The organism is Methylobacter svalbardensis, from assembly GCF_037671525.1.
GTDB classification, from domain to species: Bacteria; Pseudomonadota; Gammaproteobacteria; order Methylococcales; family Methylomonadaceae; genus Methylobacter_A; species Methylobacter_A svalbardensis.
Window position 1 is genome coordinate 1 of the sequence record NZ_JAWPOH010000018.1, and the last position, 26,625, is coordinate 26,625.

General features: G+C 47.4%; 23 protein-coding genes. 19 read left to right on the forward strand and 4 right to left on the reverse strand.

The window, feature by feature from the left end; all coding sequences use genetic code 11:
• Positions 1–325: 325 nt before the first annotated feature.
• Positions 326–1,552, reverse strand: a complete 1,227-nt coding sequence (locus RW114_RS08955) for a flagellar assembly protein T N-terminal domain-containing protein (RefSeq protein ID WP_340122409.1) — start codon at positions 1,550–1,552, stop codon at positions 326–328.
• Positions 1,553–1,686: 134 nt separating this feature from the next.
• Positions 1,687–2,385: an LPP20 family lipoprotein gene (locus RW114_RS08960; RefSeq protein WP_340122410.1), complete on the reverse strand. Its 699-nt coding sequence runs from the start codon at positions 2,383–2,385 to the stop codon at positions 1,687–1,689.
• A gap of 144 nt (positions 2,386–2,529) precedes the next feature.
• Here RW114_RS08960 and rlmH point away from each other — a divergent pair, with 144 nt between their 5' ends.
• From rlmH to pmbA, 8 genes are all read left to right on the forward strand, one after another.
• On the forward strand, positions 2,530–2,997 hold the full coding sequence (gene rlmH, locus RW114_RS08965) for a 23S rRNA (pseudouridine(1915)-N(3))-methyltransferase RlmH (protein WP_340122411.1): 468 nt from the start codon (positions 2,530–2,532) through the stop codon (positions 2,995–2,997).
• Positions 2,997–3,572: a Maf family protein gene (locus tag RW114_RS08970; RefSeq protein ID WP_340122412.1), complete on the forward strand. Its 576-nt coding sequence runs from the start codon at positions 2,997–2,999 to the stop codon at positions 3,570–3,572. The genes rlmH and RW114_RS08970 overlap by 1 nt, the downstream gene beginning before the upstream one ends.
• Positions 3,569–5,023, forward strand: coding sequence for a ribonuclease G (gene rng / locus RW114_RS08975; protein ID WP_340122413.1), 1,455 nt, complete (start codon positions 3,569–3,571; stop codon positions 5,021–5,023). The genes RW114_RS08970 and rng overlap by 4 nt, the downstream gene beginning before the upstream one ends.
• 203 nt (positions 5,024–5,226) lie before the next feature.
• Entirely contained in the window at positions 5,227–9,153 is a 3,927-nt protein-coding gene (locus tag RW114_RS08980; RefSeq protein ID WP_340122414.1) for a YhdP family protein, read from the forward strand.
• Positions 9,154–9,172: 19 nt separating this feature from the next.
• Positions 9,173–9,976, forward strand: coding sequence for a carbon-nitrogen hydrolase family protein (locus tag RW114_RS08985; RefSeq protein ID WP_340122415.1), 804 nt, complete (start codon positions 9,173–9,175; stop codon positions 9,974–9,976).
• A gap of 7 nt (positions 9,977–9,983) precedes the next feature.
• Complete coding sequence (gene bamC, locus RW114_RS08990; RefSeq protein WP_340122416.1) at positions 9,984–10,568, forward strand: outer membrane protein assembly factor BamC; 585 nt, start codon at positions 9,984–9,986, stop codon at positions 10,566–10,568.
• 92 nt (positions 10,569–10,660) lie between these two features.
• A complete protein-coding gene (gene tldD / locus RW114_RS08995; protein ID WP_340122417.1) occupies positions 10,661–12,112 on the forward strand; it encodes a metalloprotease TldD in 1,452 nt (483 codons plus the stop codon).
• Between the two features lie 149 nt (positions 12,113–12,261).
• On the forward strand, positions 12,262–13,593 hold the full coding sequence (gene pmbA / locus RW114_RS09000; RefSeq protein WP_340122418.1) for a metalloprotease PmbA: 1,332 nt from the start codon (positions 12,262–12,264) through the stop codon (positions 13,591–13,593).
• 170 nt (positions 13,594–13,763) lie between these two features.
• On the opposite strand, the gene RW114_RS09005 is transcribed toward pmbA, so the two are convergent.
• Both RW114_RS09005 and thiO read right to left on the reverse strand, forming a co-directional pair.
• Positions 13,764–14,783 (reverse strand): quinone-dependent dihydroorotate dehydrogenase, encoded by a 1,020-nt coding sequence (locus tag RW114_RS09005; protein WP_340122419.1) that lies wholly within the window; start codon positions 14,781–14,783, stop codon positions 13,764–13,766.
• A gap of 125 nt (positions 14,784–14,908) precedes the next feature.
• Positions 14,909–16,009, reverse strand: coding sequence for a glycine oxidase ThiO (thiO, locus tag RW114_RS09010; RefSeq protein WP_340122420.1), 1,101 nt, complete (start codon positions 16,007–16,009; stop codon positions 14,909–14,911).
• 573 nt (positions 16,010–16,582) lie between these two features.
• Here thiO and RW114_RS09015 point away from each other — a divergent pair.
• The 11 genes from RW114_RS09015 to mgtE all read left to right on the forward strand — a co-directional run bounded on the left by RW114_RS09015 (position 16,583) and on the right by mgtE (position 26,593).
• Positions 16,583–17,476, forward strand: coding sequence for a hypothetical protein (locus RW114_RS09015; RefSeq protein ID WP_340122421.1), 894 nt, complete (start codon positions 16,583–16,585; stop codon positions 17,474–17,476).
• A gap of 164 nt (positions 17,477–17,640) precedes the next feature.
• Entirely contained in the window at positions 17,641–18,585 is a 945-nt protein-coding gene (gene pip, locus RW114_RS09020; RefSeq protein WP_340122422.1) for a prolyl aminopeptidase, read from the forward strand.
• A gap of 146 nt (positions 18,586–18,731) precedes the next feature.
• Entirely contained in the window at positions 18,732–19,709 is a 978-nt protein-coding gene (locus RW114_RS09025; RefSeq protein WP_340122423.1) for a KpsF/GutQ family sugar-phosphate isomerase, read from the forward strand.
• The gene (gene kdsC, locus RW114_RS09030) at positions 19,709–20,251 is read left to right on the forward strand and encodes a 3-deoxy-manno-octulosonate-8-phosphatase KdsC (RefSeq protein ID WP_340122424.1); all 543 of its coding nucleotides are present in this window, start codon (positions 19,709–19,711) and stop codon (positions 20,249–20,251) included. Before RW114_RS09025 ends, kdsC begins: the two co-directional genes overlap by 1 nt.
• Positions 20,248–20,817, forward strand: a complete 570-nt coding sequence (gene lptC, locus RW114_RS09035; RefSeq protein ID WP_340122425.1) for an LPS export ABC transporter periplasmic protein LptC — start codon at positions 20,248–20,250, stop codon at positions 20,815–20,817. Before kdsC ends, lptC begins: the two co-directional genes overlap by 4 nt.
• Positions 20,804–21,394, forward strand: coding sequence for a lipopolysaccharide transport periplasmic protein LptA (gene lptA, locus RW114_RS09040; RefSeq protein ID WP_340122426.1), 591 nt, complete (start codon positions 20,804–20,806; stop codon positions 21,392–21,394). The genes lptC and lptA overlap by 14 nt, the downstream gene beginning before the upstream one ends.
• Positions 21,395–21,488: 94 nt before the next feature.
• Positions 21,489–22,214, forward strand: a complete 726-nt coding sequence (gene lptB, locus RW114_RS09045; RefSeq protein ID WP_340122427.1) for an LPS export ABC transporter ATP-binding protein — start codon at positions 21,489–21,491, stop codon at positions 22,212–22,214.
• A gap of 91 nt (positions 22,215–22,305) precedes the next feature.
• On the forward strand, positions 22,306–23,751 hold the full coding sequence (locus tag RW114_RS09050) for an RNA polymerase factor sigma-54 (protein ID WP_340122428.1): 1,446 nt from the start codon (positions 22,306–22,308) through the stop codon (positions 23,749–23,751).
• A gap of 54 nt (positions 23,752–23,805) precedes the next feature.
• Positions 23,806–24,096, forward strand: coding sequence for a ribosome hibernation-promoting factor, HPF/YfiA family (hpf, locus tag RW114_RS09055; RefSeq protein ID WP_340122429.1), 291 nt, complete (start codon positions 23,806–23,808; stop codon positions 24,094–24,096).
• 80 nt (positions 24,097–24,176) lie between these two features.
• On the forward strand, positions 24,177–25,034 hold the full coding sequence (gene rapZ / locus RW114_RS09060; protein ID WP_340122430.1) for an RNase adapter RapZ: 858 nt from the start codon (positions 24,177–24,179) through the stop codon (positions 25,032–25,034).
• A gap of 185 nt (positions 25,035–25,219) precedes the next feature.
• Positions 25,220–26,593 (forward strand): magnesium transporter, encoded by a 1,374-nt coding sequence (gene mgtE / locus RW114_RS09065; RefSeq protein ID WP_340122431.1) that lies wholly within the window; start codon positions 25,220–25,222, stop codon positions 26,591–26,593.
• Positions 26,594–26,625 lie beyond the last annotated feature (32 nt).

The following is a 26,625-nucleotide window of genomic DNA, read 5'->3' on the forward strand; positions in this document are numbered from 1 at the left end:
CAGTTTTTGTACAATTGAATTCGAAAAGCTTAGCGTTATGATTTTAAGTGCTCCTTTAAGTTTTTTCAGTAGAAATAAGTATATCTTCAAAGGAGTTTTTTACTGTTTTGGAAATTAATTTTCTGGAAGTCTATAGCTTGAAACGAGTTTGATCTTCAAAGCCTAGTATGCCGTTGGGAAAGGTAATGATGGTGTTGGAATCGATGGATTGTTCGCCTAAAAAACTAGATTTAATTTCCATAATAAACTCGGGTGAAAATGAATGTGAATACAAATGTATAGTCTATAACTGTCAGTATAGCAAGGCTGGCTTGTCATAAGCTATTTACCAGGATTTTACCCAGTCGCCCACCTTGACTCCCAGTTCACGAGCGGGGATTTCCAATTTGCCTATCGCGTAACGAGGCGTGATATTGCGGATGGTTAATATGCCGACGGCTTGTTTGTCCTTACCTATAAAACTAAGGCCGCCATCAAGATGTAAGTCATTACCCATCGTACTATAAACCACCAGTTGGTCGCCGACATTAAGTCTTTCCTGGGCTCCCGCATCAATAAACACCATATCATCCTTGATTTCAATAATACGTGTTGTAAAGGGGTAGCAACTTAAAGAAAGACGAATATCGGTGCTTGCCTGATTGATAATTTGAGCTATTTTTCCGCCGGTCGAGGTGGCGTTAAAGCGCTCGCTGCCTACCGAATAAGTTGCGGGTATGAACACATCGCCGATGACATTATCAACATAACGCTGCTGGAACAGCAATGCGCCGGTATATCCATCATGTACATAAACATCAATCCCTATGCCTCGCCTGGCTACGACATCGCGAGCCAAACTTCTGGCAAATGCCAAAGGTCCCGCGCCTCTCATGTATTCGCTGGATTCGACCTCCAGATCTCTAATCACACCGGACAACACAAATTGCACGCCGTTTGCTGCGGCTATTTGCATGACTTTTGACGGATGATAGGCGGTGCGGTCTTGTAATTCCGGAGCCAAGTCGGGTCTTGGATATAGATTGATATGGGTGGCATTACTGCCTATAAATTCGCCGGATTCCATTAAAAGATTGTTAAGTTCCCGTGGAATACCGCCATATAAATCTTGTGTTTCGTAGCCAATTACCTGTTCTTGTTTAACTAAAGGAAAGGCGGTTGCGATAATGCGTTTGCGATAGTGGGGTGTGCAGGAGTTATCGGCAGATAATTCCACCATGGCGACAACATGATAGATATTATCGGCGGTCCATTCTTTGATAATTTTAGTATTGCTCACAGCGGCCGCAGTGCGCATCGAAACCGTATCGAATGAAACGTTATTTTGATCGACTAAAGTCCGGCTGTGAATATTAGTGGACGATTGCATAGATGCTTGGCGGATGGCATCCTGCAAAGCCTGTTTTTTAGCTAATAGCGGCATGCCGTTGCTAATGGCAGCCTGACCTTCAACGGTAACTACATGAGCGCGAGCCTGAGGCTGAACATTGGCGCACGATAGCGTTGACAAAAACAGCGATACCAATATGCAGTTGAGTAATATTTTTGTCATTCATCAAACCGGTTAGTTGCTGAGAATAATTACGACACTGCATAATAGCCCTTAAATGCTATTTATGTTGATTTTCAAAAGAGTGTGTTTGTGGCAGTACCCGATCAAAATGGCGAGGATGATTTTGACCAGGATTATTGTCGATTAAAACCCTTAGTACTAGGATAGTTGTAACAATCAATGGCATTGCATCCTGGATTATTGCTCGATACGGTTGTGGGTACGGTATGGCCAAAACCGAGTGCCGGAGTTTCCGGGTTTTGTTGAAGGCACTGATTAATCAGTTCGCTTGAACCGTTAATGCATTCATAGAATCTTGGTGTCAAATCCAGCTCCACAACCGTTTCAAAGGTATCGTCGCCGGCATAGATGTCGCTGCCAATAGCCGAGGTTCTTTTTACTCTGGCTCCGTGCAAATAGGCATTAAGATAAATCTGATAACTGTCATGGCTGACTTCCATATTTTCGACTGTAGTCTGACCGCGTAATTGAATGCCGTTAAGTTGCTCGGCCAAGCTTCTGTAAGCATCCATTTTGGATGCCCGCATGGCCATTAACTTAATTTGCGAACGTGAATACTTATCGGATTTTTCGACTGTGCCATAGCCTATGGCGCTTAGGGTTTTCTGTGGTGGAAATGCATGCGGCGGTGCTTTGGCAGTAGTGCAGGCGGTCATCAATAAGCTGATAACTAACCCTGTTATCGCCAGGGATGGTGTGTATGCCGTACGCTTGTCAGGAACAAGCGCGGCGATCGCCAGGGATGGTGTGTATGCCGTACGCCTGCCGGGAGCAGGCGCGGCGAATGCTAGGTTTAAGGATTTGATTTTCACGGTACTGACTCCTGTGTCGGTTTGTCAGTGTAGCGGCTGATAAGTCTATTCCTTAAGTTTTTTAGCCAGCTATTTTTGTTGCAGGATAGGGCTGCCAGTAGACTGCATTGCATCAGAAGCCTGTTCTCCTGTATCCTGCACCGCATGCAAATAAATCTGATTTCAGTAGGAAACCGTATGCCGGGCTGGGTGCAGCAAGGCTACGCTGAATACGCCAAGCGCTTGCCTCGTGAATGTGAGCTGGTACTTAAGGAAATTGCGCCGGGAAAGCGCACCAAGAACAGCGATGTCGCCCGGATTGTCAAAGAGGAAGGCGAGCGGATGATCGCTGCAATCCCTCAAAGCACACATATTGTAACGTTGGATATCCCCGGAAAATCATGGACGACCCATGAATTGGCAGAAGCGATGCAACGCTGGTTGGAAAGCGGGCAGCATGTCTCCTTATTAATCGGCGGACCGGAAGGTCTGGCGGACTCAGTCAAACAACTGGCGCGGGAATCATGGAGTTTGTCTAAATTGACGTTTCCTCATCCGCTGGTGCGTATTGTTGTTGCCGAACAGCTTTATCGCGCCTGGAGTCTTCTCCATAATCATCCCTATCATCGCTAATGACAGCACAGATCATTCTTGCCTCAGCCTCTCCCCGTCGCCAGGAATTGCTGGATCAGATCAAGGTGACTTACCGGGTTAACCCGGTCGATCTTGATGAGACGCCTTTGCCTAACGAAACTCCTGTGGACTATGTGCAACGATTGGCCGCCGAGAAATCTGCGGCCTGTATCGCCCAGCTGGGCGATAGTTTGCCGGTTTTGGCTGCGGATACCGCCGTGGTTTTGGAGGGTGTGATTATGGGGAAACCTAAAGATCGTGATGATGCCGTTGCCATGCTAAGGCAGTTGTCCGGTAAAATGCACCGGGTTTATAGTGCAATTTCGTTAAGGGGACGGGAGCATGGTCAGGCGATAAGTATTACCGAGGTAACTTTCAGGCTGTTGACGGAATCCGAAATAGCGGTCTATTGGCAGAGCGGAGAACCGGTCGATAAAGCCGGCAGTTATGCCATTCAAGGCATGGGCGGCGTATTTGTCGAGTCGATAAACGGCAGTTTTTCCGGTGTGGTTGGTTTGCCGTTGTTTGAAACCGCAGAACTTTTATCCAAACAAGGCATAGAATTTTTTAAATGAGTGAAGAAATTTTAATCAATGTTACTCCACCTGAGACGCGCGTTGCCGTTATTGAAAACGGCGTGTTGCAGGAATTGATCATTGAAAGAACCCGGCAGCGGGGTTTGGTCGGTAACATCTATAAGGGCGAAGTCTGCCGGGTGCTGCCCGGTATGCAGGCGGCTTTCGTCGATATTGGCTTGCCCAGGGCGGCGTTTTTGCATCTTTCCGATTTGTGCGCCAAGGATCTGGAAAAGAAAGCGTCGGAAAACATCGAGCATTATTTGCATGAAGGCCAGCATATTATCGTGCAGGTGTTCAAAGATCCTTTGGGCAGTAAAGGCGCACGGTTAACCACGGAAATATCGATTCCGTCGCGGTTCCAGGTCTATATGCCGTATGCGCACAATTCCGGCGTGTCCCAGCGGATTGAATGCGAGACGGAGCGAGTCCGCTTAAGAGCCTGTCTTGACGCTTTCAGGCAGGAACATCAATGCGGCGGCTTTATCGCAAGAACAGCTGCCGAATGCGTTGATGAGACGGTATTGGTTGCCGATATGACGTTTCTGCTGAAACTGTGGGAGTCGATAGCCGCCAAGATTGCCGATGCCAAGCCCAAGCAGTTTATCCATAAGGATTTGCCCTTGAGCATCAGAACCTTAAGGGATTTGTATCGGGAGGGTATTGAAAGAGTCCGGGTGGATTCAAGGGAAACCTATCATCGTTTGGTTGAATTTGCGGAGATTTTTGTGCCGGAAATCGTGCCGGTTATCGAACATTACACCGGCGAGTGTCCGGTATTCGATATTTACAGTGTCGAAGATGAAATTCAAAAAGCGCTGGAACGTAAAGTCAACCTGAAATCGGGCGGACATCTGGTGTTTGACCAGACCGAATCGATGACCACTGTCGACGTGAATACCGGTGGCTATGTCGGTGGTCGCAACCTGGAAGAGACTATATTCAAAACCAACCTTGAAGCGGCGCAGACGATTTCCAGGCAACTTAGGCTCCGAAATCTTGGCGGCATCATCATTATCGATTTTATCGATATGCAAAGTGCGGACCATAGAAAGCAGGTTTTGCAAGCATTCGAACGGCATTTAGAAAAAGACCATGCGAAAACCAACATTACCGAGGTATCGGTATTGGGTTTGGTGGAAATGACGCGCAAAAGAACCCGGGAAAGTCTGGAGCATATCCTTTGTGAGCCTTGTAGCGCCTGTGGCGGCCGAGGTGTTTTGAAGACGCCGGAATCCATGTGCCTGGAAATATTTCGGGAGATTATTCGTGAAGTCAGGCAGTACAAGGTTCAGAAAATATTGGTTTTGGCATCCAATGAAGTGGTGGAAATGCTGCTTGATGAGGAAGCGGATATGCTGGCTGAATTGGAAGTCTTTTTGAGTGTGCGCATCAAGTTCAGGGCCGAGGCTGAATACAATCAGGAGCAGTATGATGTGGTTTTGCTTTGAGGCGAAAGGTGAAAGGCGAAGGGCGAAGGATATGCAGGAATACTTTTCTTCACAGAAACAAGGTTTTCAATTCATTAAATATTTTTTTAGTGTTCTTCGTTTATACGATTTTGTTTTTTATGGAAAAGATGAAATACGTCTACAATTTTAAGCCTTTAGCCATGAATCTTTCGCCCTTCGTCTTTAGCCTTTAGCCTTTCTTCGTGATCCATCATATTAAGCGGGCCACGCGGCATCTTGTTTTTTGGTCTTTGATCGCGGCAGCTATCGGTTTGACCGGTGTACGCCTGCTGTTTTCCGGAATTGAACACTATAAGTCTGATTTGGCCGTCCATATCGGCGAAATTGTCGGTACGCCGGTAACCATAGGCCGCTTGGGCGCAAATATGCGCGGATTTAATCCTCAGCTGGTGTTAAAAGACATCGCCATTTCATCCCGGGCTGTCCTAAGCCCATTCCCTTCGGGCGCTACACGCGCAAATCCGCTTCAGGCGGATTTGTCATCCGTCGCACCTACAGACAACGAAAAACCGGCTATTGAGTTTACGGAAATACGTCTAGGCATTAATTTGTTGGATCTGTTGACCCGTAGGGATTTATTGTCATCGTCTTGGGTTACCTTGGTGGGCGCCAAGCTCTCTATTAAACGACAACAGGATGGCAGTATTGCTATTGTCGGCTTAAAAGCCAGTGATGGGCAGCCTCAGTGGCTGTTGCAGGGCGGAAAATACGAAGTCCTGCAAAGCGAAATCAGCTGGCAGGACGAAATCAGTCATAGTAAGCCGCTGTTGTTCAGTGGGGTAGATCTGGCGATCAGTAATGAGGGTGAGCATCACCGGCTTAATATGCTTAGTAATTTGCCGAAAAAAATCGGTAATGCATTAAGGGTTTCCATGGATTTTAAAGGCAATATTTTTGAGCCATCAACCATTCAGGGGCGCGTTTATATAGAAGGAAAAGCCGTTTTGTTGTCTGAATTGGCAGCACTTGGTCAAGCTTCAGCTTGGGATCGAATCAATATCAATACCGGCATCGGTGATTTTAAAATCTGGGGCGATTGGCAGCAATCGCAACTGGTGGCTATGGATGTGGAAGCACAGCTTCAACAGATGGCACTGGTTCGGCAGGACAAGCAGAAACTTTTTGTTAAACAGCTGACAACCCGGTTTCACTGGGGGCTAAATAATGCTTTTCTGGACACAGACAAGCAGTGGCAACTTGATGTGAACGATTTTTCACTGGAAACCCAGGATAACCCCAAAAGCACCGTTAAAAAATGGCCTTCCGCAGTGTTTAGCGTTTCCGGGCAATACAAGGATGATAATGTCTTAGCTAAAATAGCACTGTTTGTTGAACAACTGGACTTGCAAGAAGCATCCGCGCTGGCGCAGTTTTTTGCTCCCCCGGCTGATGACCAGCTTCAATTGCTGGTGCAAGCCCAGTTAAAAGGCGTGCTGGAGAATTTTTCTTTGTTTACCGATCTGGATGCAAAATCGGTTGCCCTGAATGGCGGCTTTTCCAAAGTTGGTGTTGCGCCGATGTTGTCGATACCCGGCATAGAGAATTTGACCGGTCGAATAAAGGGCAGTGAAAAGCAGGGCACTATTAGCCTGACGACGAAAGGTGCCTGGCTATCGGCACCGGATCTGTTTCGTGAAGCCTTGCCGGTTGATCGTCTTCAAGGCATATTGGACTGGCGGCGGGCAGACAATGTCTGGTCCGTATCCAGCCAAATGATTGAATTAGATTCCTTGACTTTTCAAAGCAAAAGTCGATTCCGCATAGATATTCCCGAAGCAGGTAAACCTGTTTTTATGGATTTGCAAAGTTCATTTTCCGGCGCAGACGCACGTCAGGTCACGCATTATTTGCCGGTGGGCATTATGGATGAAGATGTCGTTGCCTGGCTGGATCATGCCATTATTAGCGGGAGCATGACTAACGGCGGGGTGTTGGTCTATGGTAATCTGAACGATTTTCCATTTACCAGTGCGCCGGGTATTTTTGAAGCGGTATTTAATGGCGAGCAGTTTGATCTGTCTTATGATTCGGAATGGCCGCACATAACCGGCATGAATGCCGAAGTCATGTTTTCACAGGGAAGTCTAAAAGTTAATGTCCTGCAAGGACAGTCCGCTCAGGTGATCATTAAACAAGCCGAGGTGGCCATTCCATCGCTGAATAAAAGCAAACATTTACTGATTCAGGGCGAAGCTGAAGCGGAGATCGGTCAGGTTTTGGCTTTTATGCAGCATACTCCGCTGAGTTCGCCGGTGGATTCGCTGCTGGAAGCTATTGCTCCTCAGGGAAATACCCAGGTAGTGCTGGACCTTAAAATCCCCTTAGTTGACGGTGCGCCTACCCAGGTAGATGGCATGGCGCAATTGAAAGATGCCAGCTTGACAGTGAAATCGCTGGATCTGCCGGTTAGCAAAATTAATGGACAACTCAAGTTCGATGAGCAGGGCGTTTTTAGTGACACCATTCACGCAGCAGCCTTGGGTCATCCGATACAAATCAATATTGAAAGTTCGGATAGCCAAACCAGCGTCAATGTTGCGGGTAAAGTCGGTATCGACGACCTACAGGCGCAATTTGACCTGCCCTGGTGGAGTATCGCTGCCGGGGCGACAGAGTATCGGTTGAAGCTGGAGTTGCCTTACGGGGATGCATCTCCAGAGCTTGTTGTGAAGTCGACGCTATTCGGTGTATCCCTGGATTTACCGGAAGCATTGGCTAAGACCCGGGAACAAAGTGTGCCGTTGTCATTGACATTCAGTTTGGGCGATAAACGGCTATTGCCGATGCTGTTAAATTATGACAATAAACTGAAAGCGGCGATGCAGTTGGATACCCGGCAAAAGACTGTTTTTTCAGGGCATGTGCTGGTCGGTGCCGGTGAAGTCGCCCAGTCCCAGAATGCCGGATTAAGGCTGGAGATCAATCGCGAGCGTCTGGCTTTACAAGACTGGCTAGGTTTGGCGGTTGCCCAAGGCGCAGGAAATGGTGTTAGGGAGCTGAAGATTCATAGCGATCATGCGTTGTGGAAGCAAACCGATATCGGCATTTTCGATCTGGCTTTGAAGCGCGATCGCAATGACTGGACTGGGGCTATAGTCAGCTCATTTGCAAGGGGAAGCATCCAGATTCCTGCCGGTTTTACTGGCACTGACAGAATCCGTCTGGACATGGAATTACTGGATCTTTCGGCATTAAAGCAAGTGAAATCGAAAGATGACTCGGTTTCGCAGGCATTATCGCCAGAGTTGATGCCTTTATTGACGGTCACCAGTCGCAAAACGTTGTGGCAGTCAGTTGATTTGGGTCGGTTATCATTAGAAGCCGAACGCATTCCGGGCGGTATGCGTTTTAACAACGTAGAACTGACCGGAGAAGATCAAAAGCTAAGCTTGTCCGGCGATTGGCAAACAATGGGAGGAAAATCGGTAACGCATACCCAAGGTCATCTGGAAGTGCCTCGTGCAGGGCAACTGCTGGCAAAGCTGGACATTACTAAGGATATGACCGAAACCACTGCGGCCGTTGATTTCAACGTTAATTGGAATGCGGCCCCCTATCAATTCTCGTTGGCTGGTTTGAAAGGTCAGATGGACATTAAACTCAAAAATGGACGGATTTTAAGCATAGAGCCAGGATTCGGCCGGGTGCTGGGCATGCTGGCGCTGGCTCAGTGGATAAAGCGGGCGCAGCTGGATTTTAGCGATATTTATCAGGAAGGTTTGACCTTTAACAGCATTAAAGGGCATTTTGATTTAGCCGGAGGAATCGCATCTACGCATGATTTAGTCGTCGATGCAGTCCCGGCTAAAATTTCCATCAGCGGAGATACCGATCTTGTCAGCCAAACCGTTGATCACATTGTCAATGTCACACCTAAAAGTGCCGATGCCGTGCCTATTGCTGGTACAATTATGGGCAAATTGGCAGCTTTGATTGGCAAGTCCTTGACGGGCAAAGATCAGGAAGGATTTTTCTTTGGTTCCCAGTATCAGGTAAAAGGTGCCTGGGGGAATGCCCAAATCATCCCGATGCATAAAAATAATGGCTTGTTGCAGAAAACCTGGGATGGCATTACCGACTTTCCATGGGTACAGCAAAGAGAACAATAAAGAGTAAAGAGAGATAAATATGAATAGATGTGCGGCCATACAAATGGCATCAAGTCCCAATATCAGCGCTAACTTGCTGGAAGCCGACAAGCTGATAGCTGAAGCGGTCAAGGCAGGTGCAAAGCTGGTGGCTTTGCCGGAAAATTTTGCCCTGATGGGCAATCATGAGCAGGACAAAATCAAAGCAAAAGAAGTTGATGGTTCAGGTCCTATTCAGGATTTTCTGGCGTCGGTCGCTAAAAAATATGGCGTCTGGATGGTTGGCGGCACCATTCCGATAGCGGGTAACGACAGCAATAAAGTACGGGCGGCTTGTCTGGTTTATAACGACCAGGGCGAACGGGTTGCACGCTACGATAAAGTACATTTATTTGATGTCAGCGTCCCAGGCAGCGATGACGTTTACCGCGAATCCGACTCCATTGAAGCGGGTACTGACTTGCTGGTGATTGACACGCCTTTTGGCAGGCTGGGGGTCGCGGTTTGTTACGATCTGCGTTTCCCCGAGTTTTTCCGCAAGATGGGCATGGACATACTGGTCATCCCGTCTGCGTTTACCGCAGAAACAGGAGCTGCGCACTGGGAACTGCTGCTGCGTGCGCGCGCCGTGGAAAACCTGTGTTATGTGATTGCGCCGAATCAGGGCGGCTTCCATCTTAATGGCCGTAAAACTTTCGGGCACAGCATGGTTATCGATCCGTGGGGTGTGGTGCTGGATTGCTATAAAACGGGCGGCGGCTTTGTTTCTGCTGAAATAGATCTGGATCGTCTGGAAAAAGTGCGAGGCGCATTTCCGGCACTGAACCATCGTCGTTTCTTTTGAGAAAAATATGCGCGTAATCGTTAAAAGTTTATTGCTGATCGGCTTTCTGGTTTCCTGTTCAACCACCACGGAGGAAAGTCGTTACCGCGACACCGAAAACCTTGAGCGTCCGCCAATTGTGACTAACAGCAGTCCGGCCCGAGAGGAGCGTATAGTCGACAACAGCTCGATTCCGAAGAAAAAAGACAGCACCGGCTTAGGTGCGGATGTTTACCTGAGTACGCCGGGGCAACTGAACATCAAACAACCTTTTGATGAAGCCTGGGATACCTTAAATCGGGCATTGAAGCAAGGCGGCATTAAAATAACCGATCATGAACGTGATAAGGGACTTTTTTATGTTACCCAGAATACAACGGATACCAGCGGTTTTTTTGCCAAAGTGACTTCCTTTTTAAGCGATGATGCGGCTATCTATCTGCTGACCGTAAAACAAGAGGGCGAAGAAACAACGGTGACCGCGACAGTAGCTAATGCGAGCGAACAAAGCAGCATGGCTAAAGACGGTACGCCGCCCCCTTCTGTCGAAGGCGCAGAAGACCTGTTGCAGTTATTGTTTAAGACGTTGCGTGATAAGCTGAAAGAAGAATAACGAAGAAGATGAAAGACGAAAGGCGAAAAGAACATCGTTCTGTATCTTCCGCCCGGTGCCTTTTACCCTAAACCCTTATTAATGATTTGTTGATGGAAATACTAAACCTTGCAAGACAAGCTATTCTGATGCCTGCCGGTATACAGGATGGCGATATTGAAAAGATTATGGGCCGGTTGCTCAGCTCACCGGTTGATGCCGCAGATATTTACTTTCAGTCCAGCCATTTCGAATCTTGGGTCATGGAAGGCGGCATCATTAAAGAGGGTAGCCACAGTATCGAGCAGGGAGCCGGAGTGCGTGCGGTATGCGGCGAAAAAACCGGCTTTGCTTACAGCGACCGGATTGAACTGTCGGTATTATTGGAAGCGGCTAATAACGTTAAAGCCATCGTTCGGCAAGGGCAGGATGCAGGCCCCTTGCATTGCAATGTCTCTACCAGAACAGCCGATTGGACGAAGTATTACGAGACGCAAAATCCGTTAAAATCGCTACAAGATCAGCAGAAAATCGATTTGTTGCGCCGGGTTGACAGCGAAACACGCAAACTGGACAGCCGGATTGAAGAAGTTATTGTCAGTCTGGTCGGCGTACATGAGCATATTCTGGTGGCAAGACAGGACGGTTCCTTGGTTGCCGATGTGCGCCCTTTGGTGCGGATGAATGTAACGGTGATTGTCGAACAAAACGGTCAGCGCGAACAGGGCAGCATGGGCGGCGGCGGACGTAGCGATTACAGCTGTTTTATCGATCAGGATACCGCGTTGGAGTATGGCCGCGAAGCCGTAAGACAGGCGCTGGTTAACCTGGAAGCCGTCGACGCGCCTGCCGGCAACATGACGGTAGTGCTGGGACCGGGCTGGCCGGGTATTTTGCTGCATGAGGCCATAGGTCACGGCCTGGAAGGCGACTTTAACCGCAAAGGCACCTCGGCATTCAGCGGTCGAGTCGGTGAGCGGGTAGCATCCGATTTATGTACGGTAGTCGATGACGGCACCTTGGCCGGACGGCGCGGTTCGTTAAGCATTGATGATGAAGGCACGCCGACGGAACTTACCGTATTGATTGAAAATGGCATCCTCAAAGGCTATATGCAGGACAATCTTAATGCCCGGTTAATGGGCGTTAAGTCCACCGGTAACGGTCGGCGCGAATCTTACGCGCATCTGCCGATGCCGCGTATGACCAACACCTATATGTTGCCGGGGCAACATGACCCTGAAGAAATTATAAAGTCGGTCAAAAAAGGCCTGTATGCCAAAAACTTTGGCGGCGGTCAAGTCGATATTACTTCGGGCAAATTTGTGTTTTCCGCCAGCGAAGCCTATCTGATCGAAGACGGCAAAATAACCCGTGCCGTCAAAGGCGCGACACTGATTGGTAACGGGCCGGATGTATTAACCAAAGTGTCGATGGTCGGCACCGATCTGGAGCTCGATAGCGGTGTCGGCACCTGCGGCAAGGAAGGGCAAAGTGTGCCGGTCGGCGTCGGTCAGCCTACGTTGAAGATTGACGGCTTGACGGTTGGCGGGACCAGCGTTTAGGTGATTTTCAATATAAATCTACCAAAAGAATCGTCCACGAAAGACACGAAAAGCAAGAAAAAAACCGCCACACGATTTTTTCGATTAATTTTTCGTGTCTTCAGTGATTTTCGTGGATCATATTTTTTTACACAAAATTAGAGAACACAGTGCAAAATCACGAACAAATCAACTGCTTAAAAAACACCGTTCAGGACATCTTGGACGAGGCTGTAAAAAAGGGCGCCAGCGCCGCAGAAGCGGGCTTGAGCCAGGAAAACGGCTTATCCGTATCGGTGCGTCTGGGCGATGTCGAAACCATAGAGCATCATTGCAGCCAAGGCTTGGGCGTGACCGTTTATTTTGGTCAACGCAAGGGCTCGGCCAGTACTACGGATTTGTCGTCCGCTTCGATCAAGGAAACGGTTAGCGCGGCCTGCAGTATTGCCCGCTACACCAGCGAAGACGAGTATTCAGGTCTGCCGGAACCGGAGCTGCTGGCTACCGAATTTCCAGATCTTGACCTTAACCACCCGTGGGATATTGGCGTTGACGGCTCTATTGCGCTGGCGATTGAGTGTGAAGACGCGGCACGGTCTTATCATGCGGAAATCAGCAATTCCGAAGGCGCTTCGGTCGATAGCCATCAGGGCATCCGGGTGATGGGCAATTCGTTGGGTTTTCTTCAAGGCTACGCTTCAACCCGCCATTCCTTGAGCTGTTCGGTTTTGGCGCAACGTGGCGACAGCATGCAGCGCGATTACTGGTACACCGTGGCAAGGGATGCGCTTAATCTGGATACTGCTGTTGACGTAGGTAATAAAGCGGCTGAGCGAGCGCTTCGGCGCTTGCAGGCTCGCAGCTTAAGTACGCGGCAGTGTCCGGTGCTGTATTGTGCGGAAACCGCTTCCGGCTTGCTCAGTTCGTTTATCGGCGCAATCAGCGGCGGTAATTTATATCGCAAGTCCTCATTTTTGCTGGATGCGTTGGATACCCAAGTTTTTCCCGAATTTGTCCACATCCACGAGCAGCCCTATTTGAAAGGCGCTTTGGGCAGCGGCGCGTATGACGGTGAAGGCGTTGCGACCAAAACACGCGATATAGTCAGCGACGGTTTTTTGCGCAGTTATGTTCTGAGCAGTTATTCCGCACGAAAACTGGGACTGCACAGCACCGGAAATGCCGGTGGCGTGCATAATTTAACGATTGATCCGGGTAAGCTTGATTTTCAGGGTATGTTAAAGGAACTGAATACCGGATTATTGATTACCGAGTTGATGGGACAGGGGGTCAATATAATGACCGGCGATTATTCGCGCGGCGCTGCCGGGTTTTGGGTCGAAAACGGCGAAATCCAATATCCGGTTGAAGAAATCACGATTGCCGGTAATCTGAAAGACATGCTGAAAAACATTGTTGCCGTAGGTAATGACATTGATTATCGCGGCAATGTCCGTACCGGTTCGATACTGGTAGAGCGGATGTCGATTGCCGGAGAATAAGCCGGGTTATCCTATAAACGGCGATTAGTCCACGAAAGGCACGAAAGACACGAAATAAATCAGTATGTTGTATTTGTATAGTCGCGCATCCTTTGACGATCTACAGCGTGGTCTCTCTTTGAATATTTTCGTGCTTTTTGTGTCTTTCGTGGATCACATGATTTTCTAGGTTAATCGCTAAGACTTTTAACAATATCTTCAATCAACTGCGGTCCGCGATAAATAAGGCCGCTGTAGATCTGTACCAGAGCTGCTCCAGCCGCTAATTTTTCCTGCGCATCAGCGGCAGTTAAAATTCCGCCTACCGCAATAATCGGAATCTTGCCGTTCAATTCCGCCGCCAAGCCGCGCACGACTATAGTGGATTGTTCCTTAACCGGAGCGCCGCTTAAACCACCGGTTTCATTGGCCAGCGGATGATCGGCAATCCTGTCTCTGGCAAGGGTGGTGTTGGTCGCAATCACGCCGTCGATTTCAAATTCCAGCAGCAGTCTGGCAATATGGGATATTTCATCGGCTGTCAGATCGGGCGCTATTTTCAGGGCTAAAGGCACGTATTTGCCGTGTTCCTGTTGCAATTTCAGCTGTTCTTCTTTTAACGTAGAAATAAGACCTTTAATTTCATCGCCCTGCTGTAACTGGCGCAGGTTTTTGGTATTTGGCGACGATATATTAAGGGTGATGTAGCTGGCCGATGTATAAGCCTTGCGTAAGCCGATCAAATAATCGTCCGCCGCATTTTCAATCGGTGTATCGAAATTCTTGCCGATATTAATGCCCAGAATGCCGGAATAACCGCTTTGTTTTACCTGGGTCAGCAGGTGATCTATGCCCAGATTGTTAAAGCCCATGCGATTGATGATCGCTTGGTGTTCAGGCAGTCTGAACAAGCGCGGTTTCGGGTTGCCCGGCTGCGGGCGCGGCGTCACCGTGCCGATTTCGACAAAACCGAAACCCAATGCGGCCAGCGCATCAATATAATCACCGTTTTTATCCAGACCAGCGGCAAGGCCGACCGGATTTTTAAATTCCAGCCCCATGGCGATGACAGGTTTATGAGCAATTTCCGGGTAGATCAGTTTGGATAAGCCTGAAATATAAGCCGCATTCAGCAGTTTAAGCGTCACTTCGTGAGCGGTTTCCGGGTCCAGGGAAAATAACAGGGGGCGTAGTAATGGGTATAGATTCATGGGGGGCGACCGTGTTGTTGGGCAAGGTTGATGGTTGCGAGGGCGATTAACTATTGGAGTGCAGGCGTCCCGTGCAAGCGCAAGCAAAGCTTGCACTCCTGTTGTCATCTGTTGCCTTCAAAATATTAGTGTTCACCGGTTAGCTTATAAGGTTCCGGCGCTACCTGCGTTGTGCGCTGCAACACCAGATCGACCATCAGTTGCGCCGATGCAGGCCCCATCGCCAGACCGTTCCTAAAGTGGCCGGCATTAATGTACAAATTGCCGATCTCGGGATGTCGGTCGATATAGGGTATGCCGTGTTCAGTGCCCGGTCTTAATCCCGCCCAGTGTTGAACAATCGGGAAGTTTTTAAGCGACGGCAACAAGTTTACTGCAAATTCATGCAGCCGGTCTCGGGCTTCTTCAGTCGTTGTCTTGTTGAAATCATCCCGCTCTACGGTGCTGCCCGCCAGTATTTTACCGTCACGTCGTGGAATCAGGTATTGATCGTCATCCAGCACCATAAACTTAAGCGTTTCCGGCAGTGCATCAAATAACAGCATTTGACCCTTAACGGGAGCGATTTTCGGCGCAGCGTCGATAGCGACCGAAAAAAGCTGCCGAAATAACTGGCCGGTCCAAGCGCCCGCAGCAATAATCAATTGGTTGACGGCGAACTGACCGGATGGGGTATTGATTGCGGTAATGCGGTTATTATTGAGCGTAATCGCCGTCAATTCGCAATGTTCTATTAGCGTGGCGCCTTTATTGATCAGGTCTTGTTTTAATGATTTAACCAGCCGTGGATTTCGTGCCTGGGCAATTCCGGGCAGCCAAAGCGGCTGGTCGGGGGTGGTGTTAATGCTGTTCAAAAAACCGGCATCAGCGGGTTGGCATAACATAGCGTTAGCGTCGCACCAGTTAACCGCCGCAGTCATGTCGGGATTTTTAGTGATCAGCAAGCCGCAGGGATTCCATTCCGGATCTATCCGGGTTTCGGCAGTCAGTTCTGCGGCCAAAGCCGGATACAGCTTCAGGCTTTGTAATACCAGGCGGGTAATTGCATCCGGCTGTCGCCAAGGATAAAGCGGCAACAAAATACCGCCGCCCGCCCAGGATGATTCCTGCCCCAGCTGGTTTTTATCAATAATCGCGACGGTAGCGCCAGCCTTGATAAACTCGCGGGCAGTTAGCAGGCCGATAATGCCGCCGCCAATGAGGGTAATATCCGGGGTTGTGGTCATGTATGTTGGTAAAGATCAGGGTTAAATAGTGTTGTTGGGTAGTGCTAAGGAATAAAAACTGAATAACGTGAGAAAATGTTAAATCATAATGCTCATGTGTCATAAAAGACGGCTATATATTTTCTTCTTATGCGTTTGATCTCTAATTTAAGGCATTCATGGCCCGACACGTCCGCCACGAACGGTTAAGCCCAATTACCCTTGTTAAGCAGAAAACCAATGTTTATTTTATTAAAGAATACCACACTTATAACATCATTTTTCTGCATCGATTCAACAAACATCTATAGATAAGGACAGGTTTTGCGCTTTATTCTTGGCTGGGCACCGTGCAAAAAATTTCAATTGTGGCTTAGAAGTATAAGTTGAATAATTTGTTGTTTTCTACAGACAGTTAAGTTTTTATAGTCGGAAGTGATTCTTACTTGTTGATAAATAAGAGTTAATTAATATTAAAAAAGTGACGTTAAAACTTGTAGGGAATTGGTTTAGCTGCTACTATTATTACCGTAGGATAGGATTTGTTGTATTAAAGCAAATTTTTGTAAAATAACAACCTCATGAGGGGGATAAATGATCAATAAAACTAAACTAGCGCTGGGCATTGCGACGGCAACATTAACAATGACCGGTGCATTGGTTTCTTCAGAAGCTGTTGCCGGTTCAAAGACGCAGCACGCTGAAGTAGCCGGTGTAAACAGTAAAGTTGACGCATTGGAAGCGCAACTGCAAGCCATGCAAGCTGAAATAAGCCGTTTAAGAGCGGAAACAAGCCGTCCTCGTTCTAGCGCAGAAGCCGACAAAGTTCAGGAACTGGATCAGTGGATGACGTCTGTTAAGAGTGCTCCTGTGGCCGTAGTAGAAAAAGACCATTTGTTCTCTGCTCGTGGCGGCTGGATGCATCTTAATGATAACCGTGGTTCGACATCAGGTATTGGAGGATCCGGCTTAGGTGAAGATGTTCTGACCAGTGGAACAGACAAAGACGCTTTCTATTATGGCGGCGCGATCGATTTCAATATGAACAATAACCTGTTTGGTTTGATGGATCATACTTCGTTTTTGATGGAGCTTGGTATTGAATATTCCGAATTAGGCGATAGAAAAGACAGCGGTCTTGATAATGTAATTACTACGGCTGCTTTGGGTCAGACAGTAAATTTACAACAAACTGTAACGGTCAATATGTTACGTATCAATGCTTCGCCTAAAATAAAATTTATGCACGGCAGCAAATTCAGACCTTGGTTGATTCCAGTCGGTTTGGACATGAATATTATCAGTCCTCCATCTGATGCGGTAACTGTGTTGAACACCGGTATGCAGTTTGGTGTCGGTGCGGAATATGAATTGCTGAAAGGCATTGTCATTGGTGCGGATGGTCGTTATCATCATACTTTTGATGATGTTGACGGCGTTGATACCGATGGCTTCACCTTGGGTGGCTCTCTCGGTTTCAAGTTCTAAGTTTACATACTTAGCGAAACCCGAAAAGGGCAAAAAAGGGAGGGTTTCAAAACCCTCCCTTTTTTTATGCTTAAAAATTAAAAAAGGTGCAAGCCAAACGCTCAAGGTAAAATATATCTTTTCTGATTTTGCCGGGAAATAAATTAAAACTGATGCTGCAAACCATGAAAACCCTTTACCCTGAAATTCTACCCTATCACAGCTTTTTCCTGGAAACCGGCAGCAAGCATGCGGTTTATGTGGAGCAAAGTGGCAGTCCTGACGGCATTCCGGTCATTTTTCTACACGGTGGGCCGTGTTCCGGCACCAAGCCCGATCAACGGCGTTTTTTTAATCCCAAACTTTACCGTATCATTCTGTTTGACCAGCGCGGCTGTGGGCTGTCGCTGCCCTTTGGTGAGCTGGAAAATAATACCACCCAGGATTTAATCGATGATATGGAACGTATCCGTAAGCAGCTGGCCATAACGCAATGGCTGGTGTTTGGCGGTTCGTGGGGCGGGGCGCTAGCTTTGTTGTATGCTAAGCAGCATGCCGACAAAGTGCTTGGCTTGATTGTTCGCGCGGTGTTTCTGGCGCGGCAGCAGGATTTGGACTGGTTTGCTAAAGAGGGCGCAGGCAAGATTTATCCCGAGCAATGGCTGCGGTTGCTTGAAAGTATCCAGGAACAAGGACGAGGAAATCCGGTGCAAGGATTATGTGATGTGATGTGGGGTGAAGACGAGGTGGCGCAAAGGCGGGCAGCCAGGGAATGGATGGCCTGGGGTGGGCAGGTATCTTTGGGTAACGATTATCGGCCGAGTCCGAAAGGCGAGCATGCAACTGAGCTTATGGTTAAACAGGTACGCATGGAATTGCATTATGCCAAGCAGCATTATTTTATTAGGGAAAACCAGATCCTGGACAACTGTGACGGCTTGGTTAATATCCCAACGGTTATCATTCACGGACGTTATGATTTTGTCTGTCCGATCGAAGCCGGCTATAGTCTGCATAAAGCATTGCCGAATGCCGAATATATTGTTTTGCCCAATGCAGGACATGTTGCTCAGGGCAAGGAAATGATTAATGCACTGGTTGCGGCAACCGACAGCTTTGCCGATAATTAAGAATTATCTTAAATTTACATTCAACTGCCCCATAAAGCTGTAAATGCTTTATCATTCATGTAAATTAATAAGCCTTCAATGGTAAGCATGTTTGAGGCGCCAAATTCAGCATGCCTGAGCGACTGCAATACACTCTATACAAATAAATGAAATTACATGATCAAAAGCTCCGCGAATTGGGTTTAGCCGTTATTCAGGTGGAAACACAGGCGATTGCCGCATTAGCCGAGCAAATTAATGATGATTTTGTGCTTGCCTGCAAATTAATGTTTACTTGTAAAGGTCGCATTGTGGTTACCGGCATGGGTAAATCAGGGCATATCGCCGGTAAAATTGCTGCAACTTTAGCTAGTACCGGAACGCCCGCTTTTTTTGTGCATTCGGGCGAAGCCAGCCATGGCGATTTGGGTATGATTACCCGGCAAGACGTGGTGCTGGCTTTATCGAACTCAGGGGAAACCGAGGAGGTTTTAACGATACTTCCGATTATTAAACGGCTGGGCGTACCGTTAATTGCGATGACCGGCAACCCGGCCTCAACGCTGGCCAAATTTGCCACCACCCATATTAACGTGGCTGTTGAGCAAGAAGCTTGCCCGCTGGGGCTTGCGCCTACCTCCAGCACCACAGCGGCATTGGTGATGGGTGATGCGCTGGCGGTTTCTTTGCTTGAGGCGCGAGGTTTTACCCGCGATGATTTTGCCTTGTCTCATCCCGGCGGCAGTTTAGGCAAGCGACTGTTATTGATGGTCAGTGATATCATGCATGCCGATGAAAAAGTACCCTCCGTGCCGGAGTCTGCACTGATCAGTCATGCTTTGCTGGAGATGACTGAGAAAAAGCTGGGTATGACGGCGATAGTCGATGTGGATAACCGCGTCACCGGTATTTTTACCGATGGCGATTTGCGGCGGATGTTGGGCAGGAATTTTGATATACACAAGACCGCCATTACCGAAGTCATGACGCCGAATTGTGCGGTAATTTCGGCGGATATGCTGGCAGCTGAGGCCATGCAAATTATGGAACGGAAAAAGATTAATGCGTTAATCGTCGTTGACCAACAGCACAGAGTGGTAGGTGCATTGAACATGCATGATCTGATTCGAGCAGGTATCGTGTGATGACGGACAGTCAAAACAGGCAGGCCATTGTGGAAAAAGCCAGGAAACTCAAATTGCTGATTCTGGATGTGGACGGGGTATTAACCGACGGCAGGCTTTTTTTCGATGCTGAGGGCAATGAATACAAGTCATTTCATGCACGGGACGGGCATGGCATCAAGCTGCTGCGTCATACCGGTGTTGAGGTCGCGGTGATTTCCGGGCGCAACTCAAGCTCGGTCGCGCTACGCATGAAAAATCTGGGTATCGAGCATGTGTATCAGGGCCATGAAAATAAAGTCGCCGCGTTTAATGAGATTATTGAGCTTACAGGTATAACGCCGGATCAGGCGGCGCATGTCGGCGATGACTTGTTGGATTTGCCTATAATGATCAGAGTGGGACTCGCGATTGCGGTTAATGATGCTAACTTTGCGGTTAAACAACATGCCGATTGGTGTACGACATTGCCTGGAGGCTTGGGTGCGGTCAGGGAAGTTTGTGATTTTATTATGCAGGCACAAGGACGTTTTGATGAAGTCTTGAATACTTACTTAAAATGACCCGACTAAACGGCAATTACAATTATCTGTATCTGATCATTATTGCGCTAATGAGCTGGTGGCTGGTTAAATTGACCGGTTCGGATGAGTTTGGTCGTATAGCGGTTCCTGCGCACAGCCCTGATTATTTCAGCAAGGGCTATACGAAATGGGAAATGAGTGAATTTGGCAGGCTGAAAAGCAAGTTGATTGCCGATGAAATGGTTCATTACAGCGATGACAGCACCACACATATGGTAAATCCATTAATGTTTTTTTATAACGAGAAAACCCCGCCGTGGGTAGTTAAATCAGAGATCGGTATTTTGTCTGCAGATGGCAAGGATTTGTTGTTAAATGGCGAGGTTTATGTTGAGAGGGTAGCGGCTCAAGGCGTCAGAGAGCTTAAAATATATACCTCCAATTTAAAAGTAAAACCGGAAACCAGTTATGCGGAAACGGGTGCGTGGGCAAAGTTGGTCAGTTTACCAAACTGGACGACAGGAATCGGTATGAAGCTGACTTTTGCGGATCCGATTCATATTGAATTGCTCTCTAATGTAAAGGGGAACTATGAAACAAAATAATAAACCTCGCTGTCGGGCACTACCTAGAAGTGGCTGTTATTTACTTTTATGGGTGCTTTATAGTGCGGGTGCTTGCGCTTTGGAAAGTGACGCCAATCAGCCGATAGTTATCGATTCCAATACAGCGACTTATGATGACCTCAAAGCGACCAGTATTTATACGGGTAATGTGATCTCGATTCAGGGCAGTATTCGGGTGAACTCGGACAAACTGGTGGTTTATTTTATAGAGGGTGAAGCGGATAAGCTGGTGTTTACCGGTAAGCCGGCAAAATTTAAACAAACGCCTAACGAGGGAGCCCAGGATATAACCGGTGAAGCGTTAACAGGCGAGTATTATCCTAAAAAGAATTTGTTGGTTTTGATTGATAAAGCCACCGTCTGGCGGGAGACCGGAGCTTATTCCAGTGACATGATTGTGTACGATCTTAAAACCTCGTTAGTTAAAGCGGGCGAAAAAGAATCGACTAGCAAACGTGTCCATGTCGTATTGCAACCGAAAGGTAAGGAAGACTCGAAAACCAAAGAACAATCGCCAGTATCAGAGCAACCGGCTGTAAAGGGTGATAGTCAATGATCGGACTAAAAGGTACAAGACGAAGGGCGAAAGGCCTGATACATTCAACTTTAGCCCTTCGTCTTTCGCCTTTTAGCCTTACCTGTTCTTAACCATGACCAGACTAGCCGCAAAACATCTGATTAAAAACTACAATAAACGCAATGTGGTGAACGGTGTTTCATTGCATGTTGATACCGGTGAAGTGGTCGGTTTATTGGGGCCTAACGGTGCAGGAAAAACCACCAGTTTTTATATGATGGTAGGCCTGATTAAAGCGGATGAAGGTGAGATTACGCTGGATTCACAAGTCATTACCCATCATCCGATGCATTTGCGGGCACAATTAGGGATAGGCTATTTGCCTCAGGAACCCTCGGTTTTTCGAAAACTGAGTGTGGCGGATAATTTACGTGCCGTCTTACAAATCCGTTCTGACTTAACTGAGGGGCAGGCGGAGCTAGTGATTGAGGAATTGTTGCAGGAATTTCATATCCTGCATCTACGTGACCAAACCGCCCTGGGCTTGTCGGGTGGCGAACGGCGGCGGGTCGAAATTGCCCGGGCGTTGGCAACTAACCCTCAATTTATACTGCTGGACGAGCCTTTTGCCGGCGTAGATCCGATATCGGTAGATGATATCAAGAAAATCATCGAGCATTTGAAAGATCGCGGTATTGGCGTATTGATTACCGAACATAATGTCAGGGAAACGCTAGGCATTTGTGACCGTGCGTATATACTTAACGACGGCAGAGTGATTGCCGAAGGCGGGGCGGAAGCTATCGTTGCCAATGAGGAAGTGCGTAAAGTTTATTTGGGCAATAATTTTAGCCTTTAGCCTTTAGCCTTTAGCCTTTAGCCTTTAGCCTTTAGCCTTTAGCCTTTAGCCTTGAACCTTGAACCTTGAACCTTGAAGTCCTGAACCTTAAATGAAACAATCCTTACATCTTCGACTAGGCCAACAGCTGTCTATGACGCCGCAATTGCAACAGGCGATCAAGTTGTTGCAGATGTCGACATTAGAATTGCAGCAGGAAATTCAGCAGGCTCTTGAATCCAATATGATGCTGGAAGTTAATGAGGAAGAACATGCCGTTCAGGAAGCCGAGCTAACGCCTGAGAAAAAAATTGATAATGCGGATTTACTGACCAGTCAAGGTTCACAAACCGAGATGCCGGATGAACTGCCTATCGATTCTTCTTGGGATGATGTGTATGAATATGCGATGGAGTCGGGTGGCAATTCCGCCGAGACTATCGAATTTGAAACACAGCGGAGTAAATCCTCAACCTTGCAGGATCATTTGTTATGGCAAGTGGAATTGACCTCGTTTTCAGAGCGGGATCATGCCATTGCGATGGCTATTATTGATTCGATCAATGCAGACGGCTACTTGAGCAGTAGTCCCGAAGAAATTTTTCAGGGAATGTTGGGGCAGTTGGACGATCTGGAATTCGATGAAGTTAACGGGGTGCTGCACAGGGTGCAAAACTTCGATCCGGCCGGTGTTGCGGCCATTGATCTAAAAGATTGTCTGAAATTACAGCTACAGCAGTTGCCGGAGGGGACGCCCTATAAAGAGGAGGCGCTGATTCTGGTTACCCGATACCTGGATTTGTTGGCTACCCATGAGCAGTCGAAACTGATGCGTAAATTGGGTGTGACCGAGCGTCAACTGGATGAGGTGGTGGCATTAATCAGAACCCTGGATCCCAAGCCGGGCGCGCAAATACAGGATTCGGATTCCGAATATGTCATTCCCGATGTTTATGTGGTTAAGCGTAACGATAAATGGCAAGTCAACCTGAATCCTGATATAGCGCCTAGATTGCGTATCAATCCCTTTTATTCAAGCATGATAAAAAGAGCGGATAACAGCAAGGATAATACCTGCATGAAAGATCATTTGCAGGAAGCCAGATGGTTTATTAAAAGCCTCCATAGCCGTAACGATACCTTATTGCGTGTTGCCCGGTGTATTGTGGAAAAACAGACAGGGTTTCTTGAGCATGGCTCTATTGCCATGAAGTCTATGGTATTGAGAGATATTGCTAAAGAGCTGGAATTGCATGAGTCCACAATATCCAGGGTGACTACGCAAAAATTTATGCATACCCCCAATGGCATCGTCGAATTTAAGTATTTCTTTTCCAGTCATGTATCAACAGAAGGAGGAGGGGAGTGTTCATCTACGGCCATCAGGGCGTTTATTAAAGAGCTAATCAGCAATGAAAATCTGGCAAAACCGTTAAGTGATAGTAAAATAGCCGAGCTATTAAAAGAAAAGGGCATTAATGTTGCTAGAAGGACAATTGCCAAGTATCGCGAAGCGATGCTCATTTCATCATCAAGTCAGCGTAAGCGTATCTTATAGCGCGACCTGACGCTGATAACAAACTAATCATTCACCATTAAAGGAGTTTATCTCATGCAAGTCATCGTAACAGGCCATCATCTTGAAGTAACCGACGCTTTAAAAGCGCACATCGACTCAAAATTTGAAAAATTAGCCCGTCATTTTGATAATGTTACCGAAGTGCACGTTATTTTAAGCGTGGAAAAATTAATTCAAAAGGCTGAGGCAACATTGCAATTGAGCGGCGCTAAATTGTTTGCCGAAGATAGTCAGGAAGATATGTATGTGGCTATCGACCACATGATTGATAAATTAGATCGTCAAATTACCAAGTACAAAGAAAAAACGGCACAGCATAGATAAGGAACGAGGCGAAAGATGAAGGGCGAAAGGCAAAAAAGCTTTTTTAGCCCTGTGCCTTTCGCCCTTCGTCTGATTTTCTTATGAAACTATTAATCGTCAGCGGTCTTTCCGGTTCGGGTAAAAGTATCGTCTTGGATACGCTGGAAGATTGCGGCTATTACTGCATCGATAATCTACCTGTAACCTTGCTGGAAGACTTTATCAACCACGTCATGCTGGTGGATAAGCTTACCTATGCAAAAACAGCCATAGGCATTGACGCCAGGAACCAGAGCGAAAGCCTGATCAATTTTTCTGAAAGTCTGGATTTAATTCGCAGCAAAGGGATTGATTGCGAAATTATCTTTATGCAGGCTGAAGAATCTACCTTATTGAAACGTTATAGTGAAACCCGGCGGCGGCATCCGTTGACGGATTTAAATGTACCGTTAAAAGAAGCATTAAAAATTGAAAAGGAAATGCTGACGCCGGTTGCCAGGTATGCCAGTGTGGTCATTGATACCAGCCGAACTCATGTCCATCAGTTGCGTGAGCTTATCAGGGAGCGGGTCGGCGAAAGGGATGTCAGACATATTTCTTTGCAGTTTCAATCGTTTGGTTTCAAGCATGGTGTTCCGCTGGATGCCGATTTTGTGTTTGATGCCCGCAGTTTACCGAATCCCTATTGGGTGCCGGAATTGCGAGGATTGACAGGAAAAGATCAGCCGGTCATCGATTTTCTTAACGAACAAGAGCATGTTGCCGAGCTTTTTAAAGATATTTCCGGGTTTCTTGAGCGATGGATTCCCCGATTTGAGGCTGAAGGACGTAGTTATTTGACCGTGGCTATAGGATGTACGGGCGGCCAACATCGCTCGGTTTATCTGGTGGATGCATTCGCCAAGCAGTTTAAAGGCCCTTTTTTAAATGTAATCGTCCGCCATCGGGAATTGCAATAAGTTTCTTTTTGGAGCTTCATACCACACCGCCTCGCTTCACTCTATTTCCGGCATAACCCACAGGGATATGCCGAATGCAGATTATGCATGGAGAAGAATATCTTTCCATGTCATCTGCTGATCAATTCAAAATAGGCCAGTAAGCCTATTTATCATTTAATCATTTTTTATTTAAGGAGATTTCTATGGATGTATCTTCTATGCCATTTACTGCAAAAAAATACAATAACAGGCTTTTATTAGAGCAGATCACAGCATTGTTGAAAAGTGGCTCTCTCTATCAGATTAGGCGCTTTATTCATGAGTTATATCCTGCGCAGACTGCGCATTTAATTGAATCGCTACGTCCCGAAGATCGGAAGAAAATCTGGGCGGTTATTCCGCCTGATGTTATGGGTGAGATCCTGGTCCAGTTGCATGTTGAAGTCGCGCGAGGGTTAATTGAAATCACCGCACACAATGACCTGATTAAAGCGATTGAAAGCCTGGAATCGGATGATCTTGTCGATCTGTTACACGTGATCCCTGAGCCTCTATATTCTCAGGTAATGGCATCAATAGGCGAGCAAGAACGAAACCGGTTGGCATCGGCATTATCTTATGATGATGATACTGCCGGCGGATTAATGAGTCTGGATGTGTTGACGGTACAGGCAAATCAGTCTCTGGCTGAGGTTTTGCAGGACTTAAGAACGCGCGGATCTTTGCCCAAGGCCACGGATAATTTGTTCGTTGTCGATCAGCTGGATATTTTTCAAGGCGTTTTGCCCTTATCGGTGATATTAACCCGTGATCCACTCACCCTGGTATCAGAATCGATGGATGCGAGTATTGACGGTATTCCTTGTCAGATGTCGGCGGAAGAGGTGGCTTTATTATTTGAACACCGCGATATGCTTTCAGCACCTGTAGTCGCCGAGAATGGCCGATTGCTGGGGAGAATTACCGTTGATGATATTGTTGATGTGATTCGCGATCAGGCTGATCACTCGTTCATGAGTATGGCTGGACTGAATGAAGAACAGGACATGTTTTCACCGGTCATGATCAGTGCAAAGCGTCGCGCTGTCTGGCTGGGTATTAACCTAGTGACGGCTTTTATGGCTTCCTGGGTTATCGGTTTATTTGAGGCAACGTTGGAGCAAATTGTCGCCTTAGCGGTATTGATGCCTGTTGTCGCCAGTATGGGCGGAATCGCCGGCAGTCAGACCTTAACGCTGGTTATTCGCGGCCTGGCATTGCGGCAGATCAGCGGTATCAATGCGGTTCAGTTATTTAAAAAAGAATTATCGGTGGGTATCGTAAACGGTGTGTTGTGGTCTTTCGTCGTTGCCAGCATTGGGGGGATATGGTTCCACAGTGCCGGTATCGGGCTGATATTAGGCGGCGCGGTTATTATTAACCTGATTTGTGCGGCCTTCGCCGGTGCAAGCATTCCATTAATCTTGCAAAGAATGAAAATAGATCCGGCATTGGCGGGCGGCGTTTTACTGACAACGGTTACCGATGTCATTGGATTTATGGCGTTCCTGGGCTTGGCAACGCTGTTTTTGATGTAAGCAGGATGAAAAGTTAAGACGTTGCATGGCAA

Bases quoted from the DNA above. Each gene is read 5' to 3' on its own strand.
- pip (WP_340122422.1), top strand. From the start codon at position 17,641: ATGAAAACCCTTTACCCTGAAATTCTACCCTATCACAGCTTTTTCCTG.
- bamC (WP_340122416.1), top strand. From the start codon at position 9,984: ATGCGCGTAATCGTTAAAAGTTTATTGCTGATCGGCTTTCTGGTTTCC.
- lptC (WP_340122425.1), top strand. From the start codon at position 20,248: ATGACCCGACTAAACGGCAATTACAATTATCTGTATCTGATCATTATT.
- RW114_RS09005 (WP_340122419.1), bottom strand. From the start codon at position 14,783: ATGAATCTATACCCATTACTACGCCCCCTGTTATTTTCCCTGGACCCG.
- rapZ (WP_340122430.1), top strand. From the start codon at position 24,177: ATGAAACTATTAATCGTCAGCGGTCTTTCCGGTTCGGGTAAAAGTATC.
- RW114_RS09050 (WP_340122428.1), top strand. From the start codon at position 22,306: ATGAAACAATCCTTACATCTTCGACTAGGCCAACAGCTGTCTATGACG.
- RW114_RS08985 (WP_340122415.1), top strand. From the start codon at position 9,173: ATGAATAGATGTGCGGCCATACAAATGGCATCAAGTCCCAATATCAGC.
- hpf (WP_340122429.1), top strand. From the start codon at position 23,806: ATGCAAGTCATCGTAACAGGCCATCATCTTGAAGTAACCGACGCTTTA.
- RW114_RS08955 (WP_340122409.1), bottom strand. From the start codon at position 1,552: ATGACAAAAATATTACTCAACTGCATATTGGTATCGCTGTTTTTGTCA.
- kdsC (WP_340122424.1), top strand. From the start codon at position 19,709: ATGACGGACAGTCAAAACAGGCAGGCCATTGTGGAAAAAGCCAGGAAA.
- RW114_RS09025 (WP_340122423.1), top strand. From the start codon at position 18,732: ATGAAATTACATGATCAAAAGCTCCGCGAATTGGGTTTAGCCGTTATT.
- RW114_RS09015 (WP_340122421.1), top strand. From the start codon at position 16,583: ATGATCAATAAAACTAAACTAGCGCTGGGCATTGCGACGGCAACATTA.
- thiO (WP_340122420.1), bottom strand. From the start codon at position 16,009: ATGACCACAACCCCGGATATTACCCTCATTGGCGGCGGCATTATCGGC.
- RW114_RS08970 (WP_340122412.1), top strand. From the start codon at position 2,997: ATGACAGCACAGATCATTCTTGCCTCAGCCTCTCCCCGTCGCCAGGAA.
- mgtE (WP_340122431.1), top strand. From the start codon at position 25,220: ATGGATGTATCTTCTATGCCATTTACTGCAAAAAAATACAATAACAGG.
- lptA (WP_340122426.1), top strand. From the start codon at position 20,804: ATGAAACAAAATAATAAACCTCGCTGTCGGGCACTACCTAGAAGTGGC.
- tldD (WP_340122417.1), top strand. From the start codon at position 10,661: ATGGAAATACTAAACCTTGCAAGACAAGCTATTCTGATGCCTGCCGGT.
- rng (WP_340122413.1), top strand. From the start codon at position 3,569: ATGAGTGAAGAAATTTTAATCAATGTTACTCCACCTGAGACGCGCGTT.
- lptB (WP_340122427.1), top strand. From the start codon at position 21,489: ATGACCAGACTAGCCGCAAAACATCTGATTAAAAACTACAATAAACGC.
- rlmH (WP_340122411.1), top strand. From the start codon at position 2,530: ATGCAAATAAATCTGATTTCAGTAGGAAACCGTATGCCGGGCTGGGTG.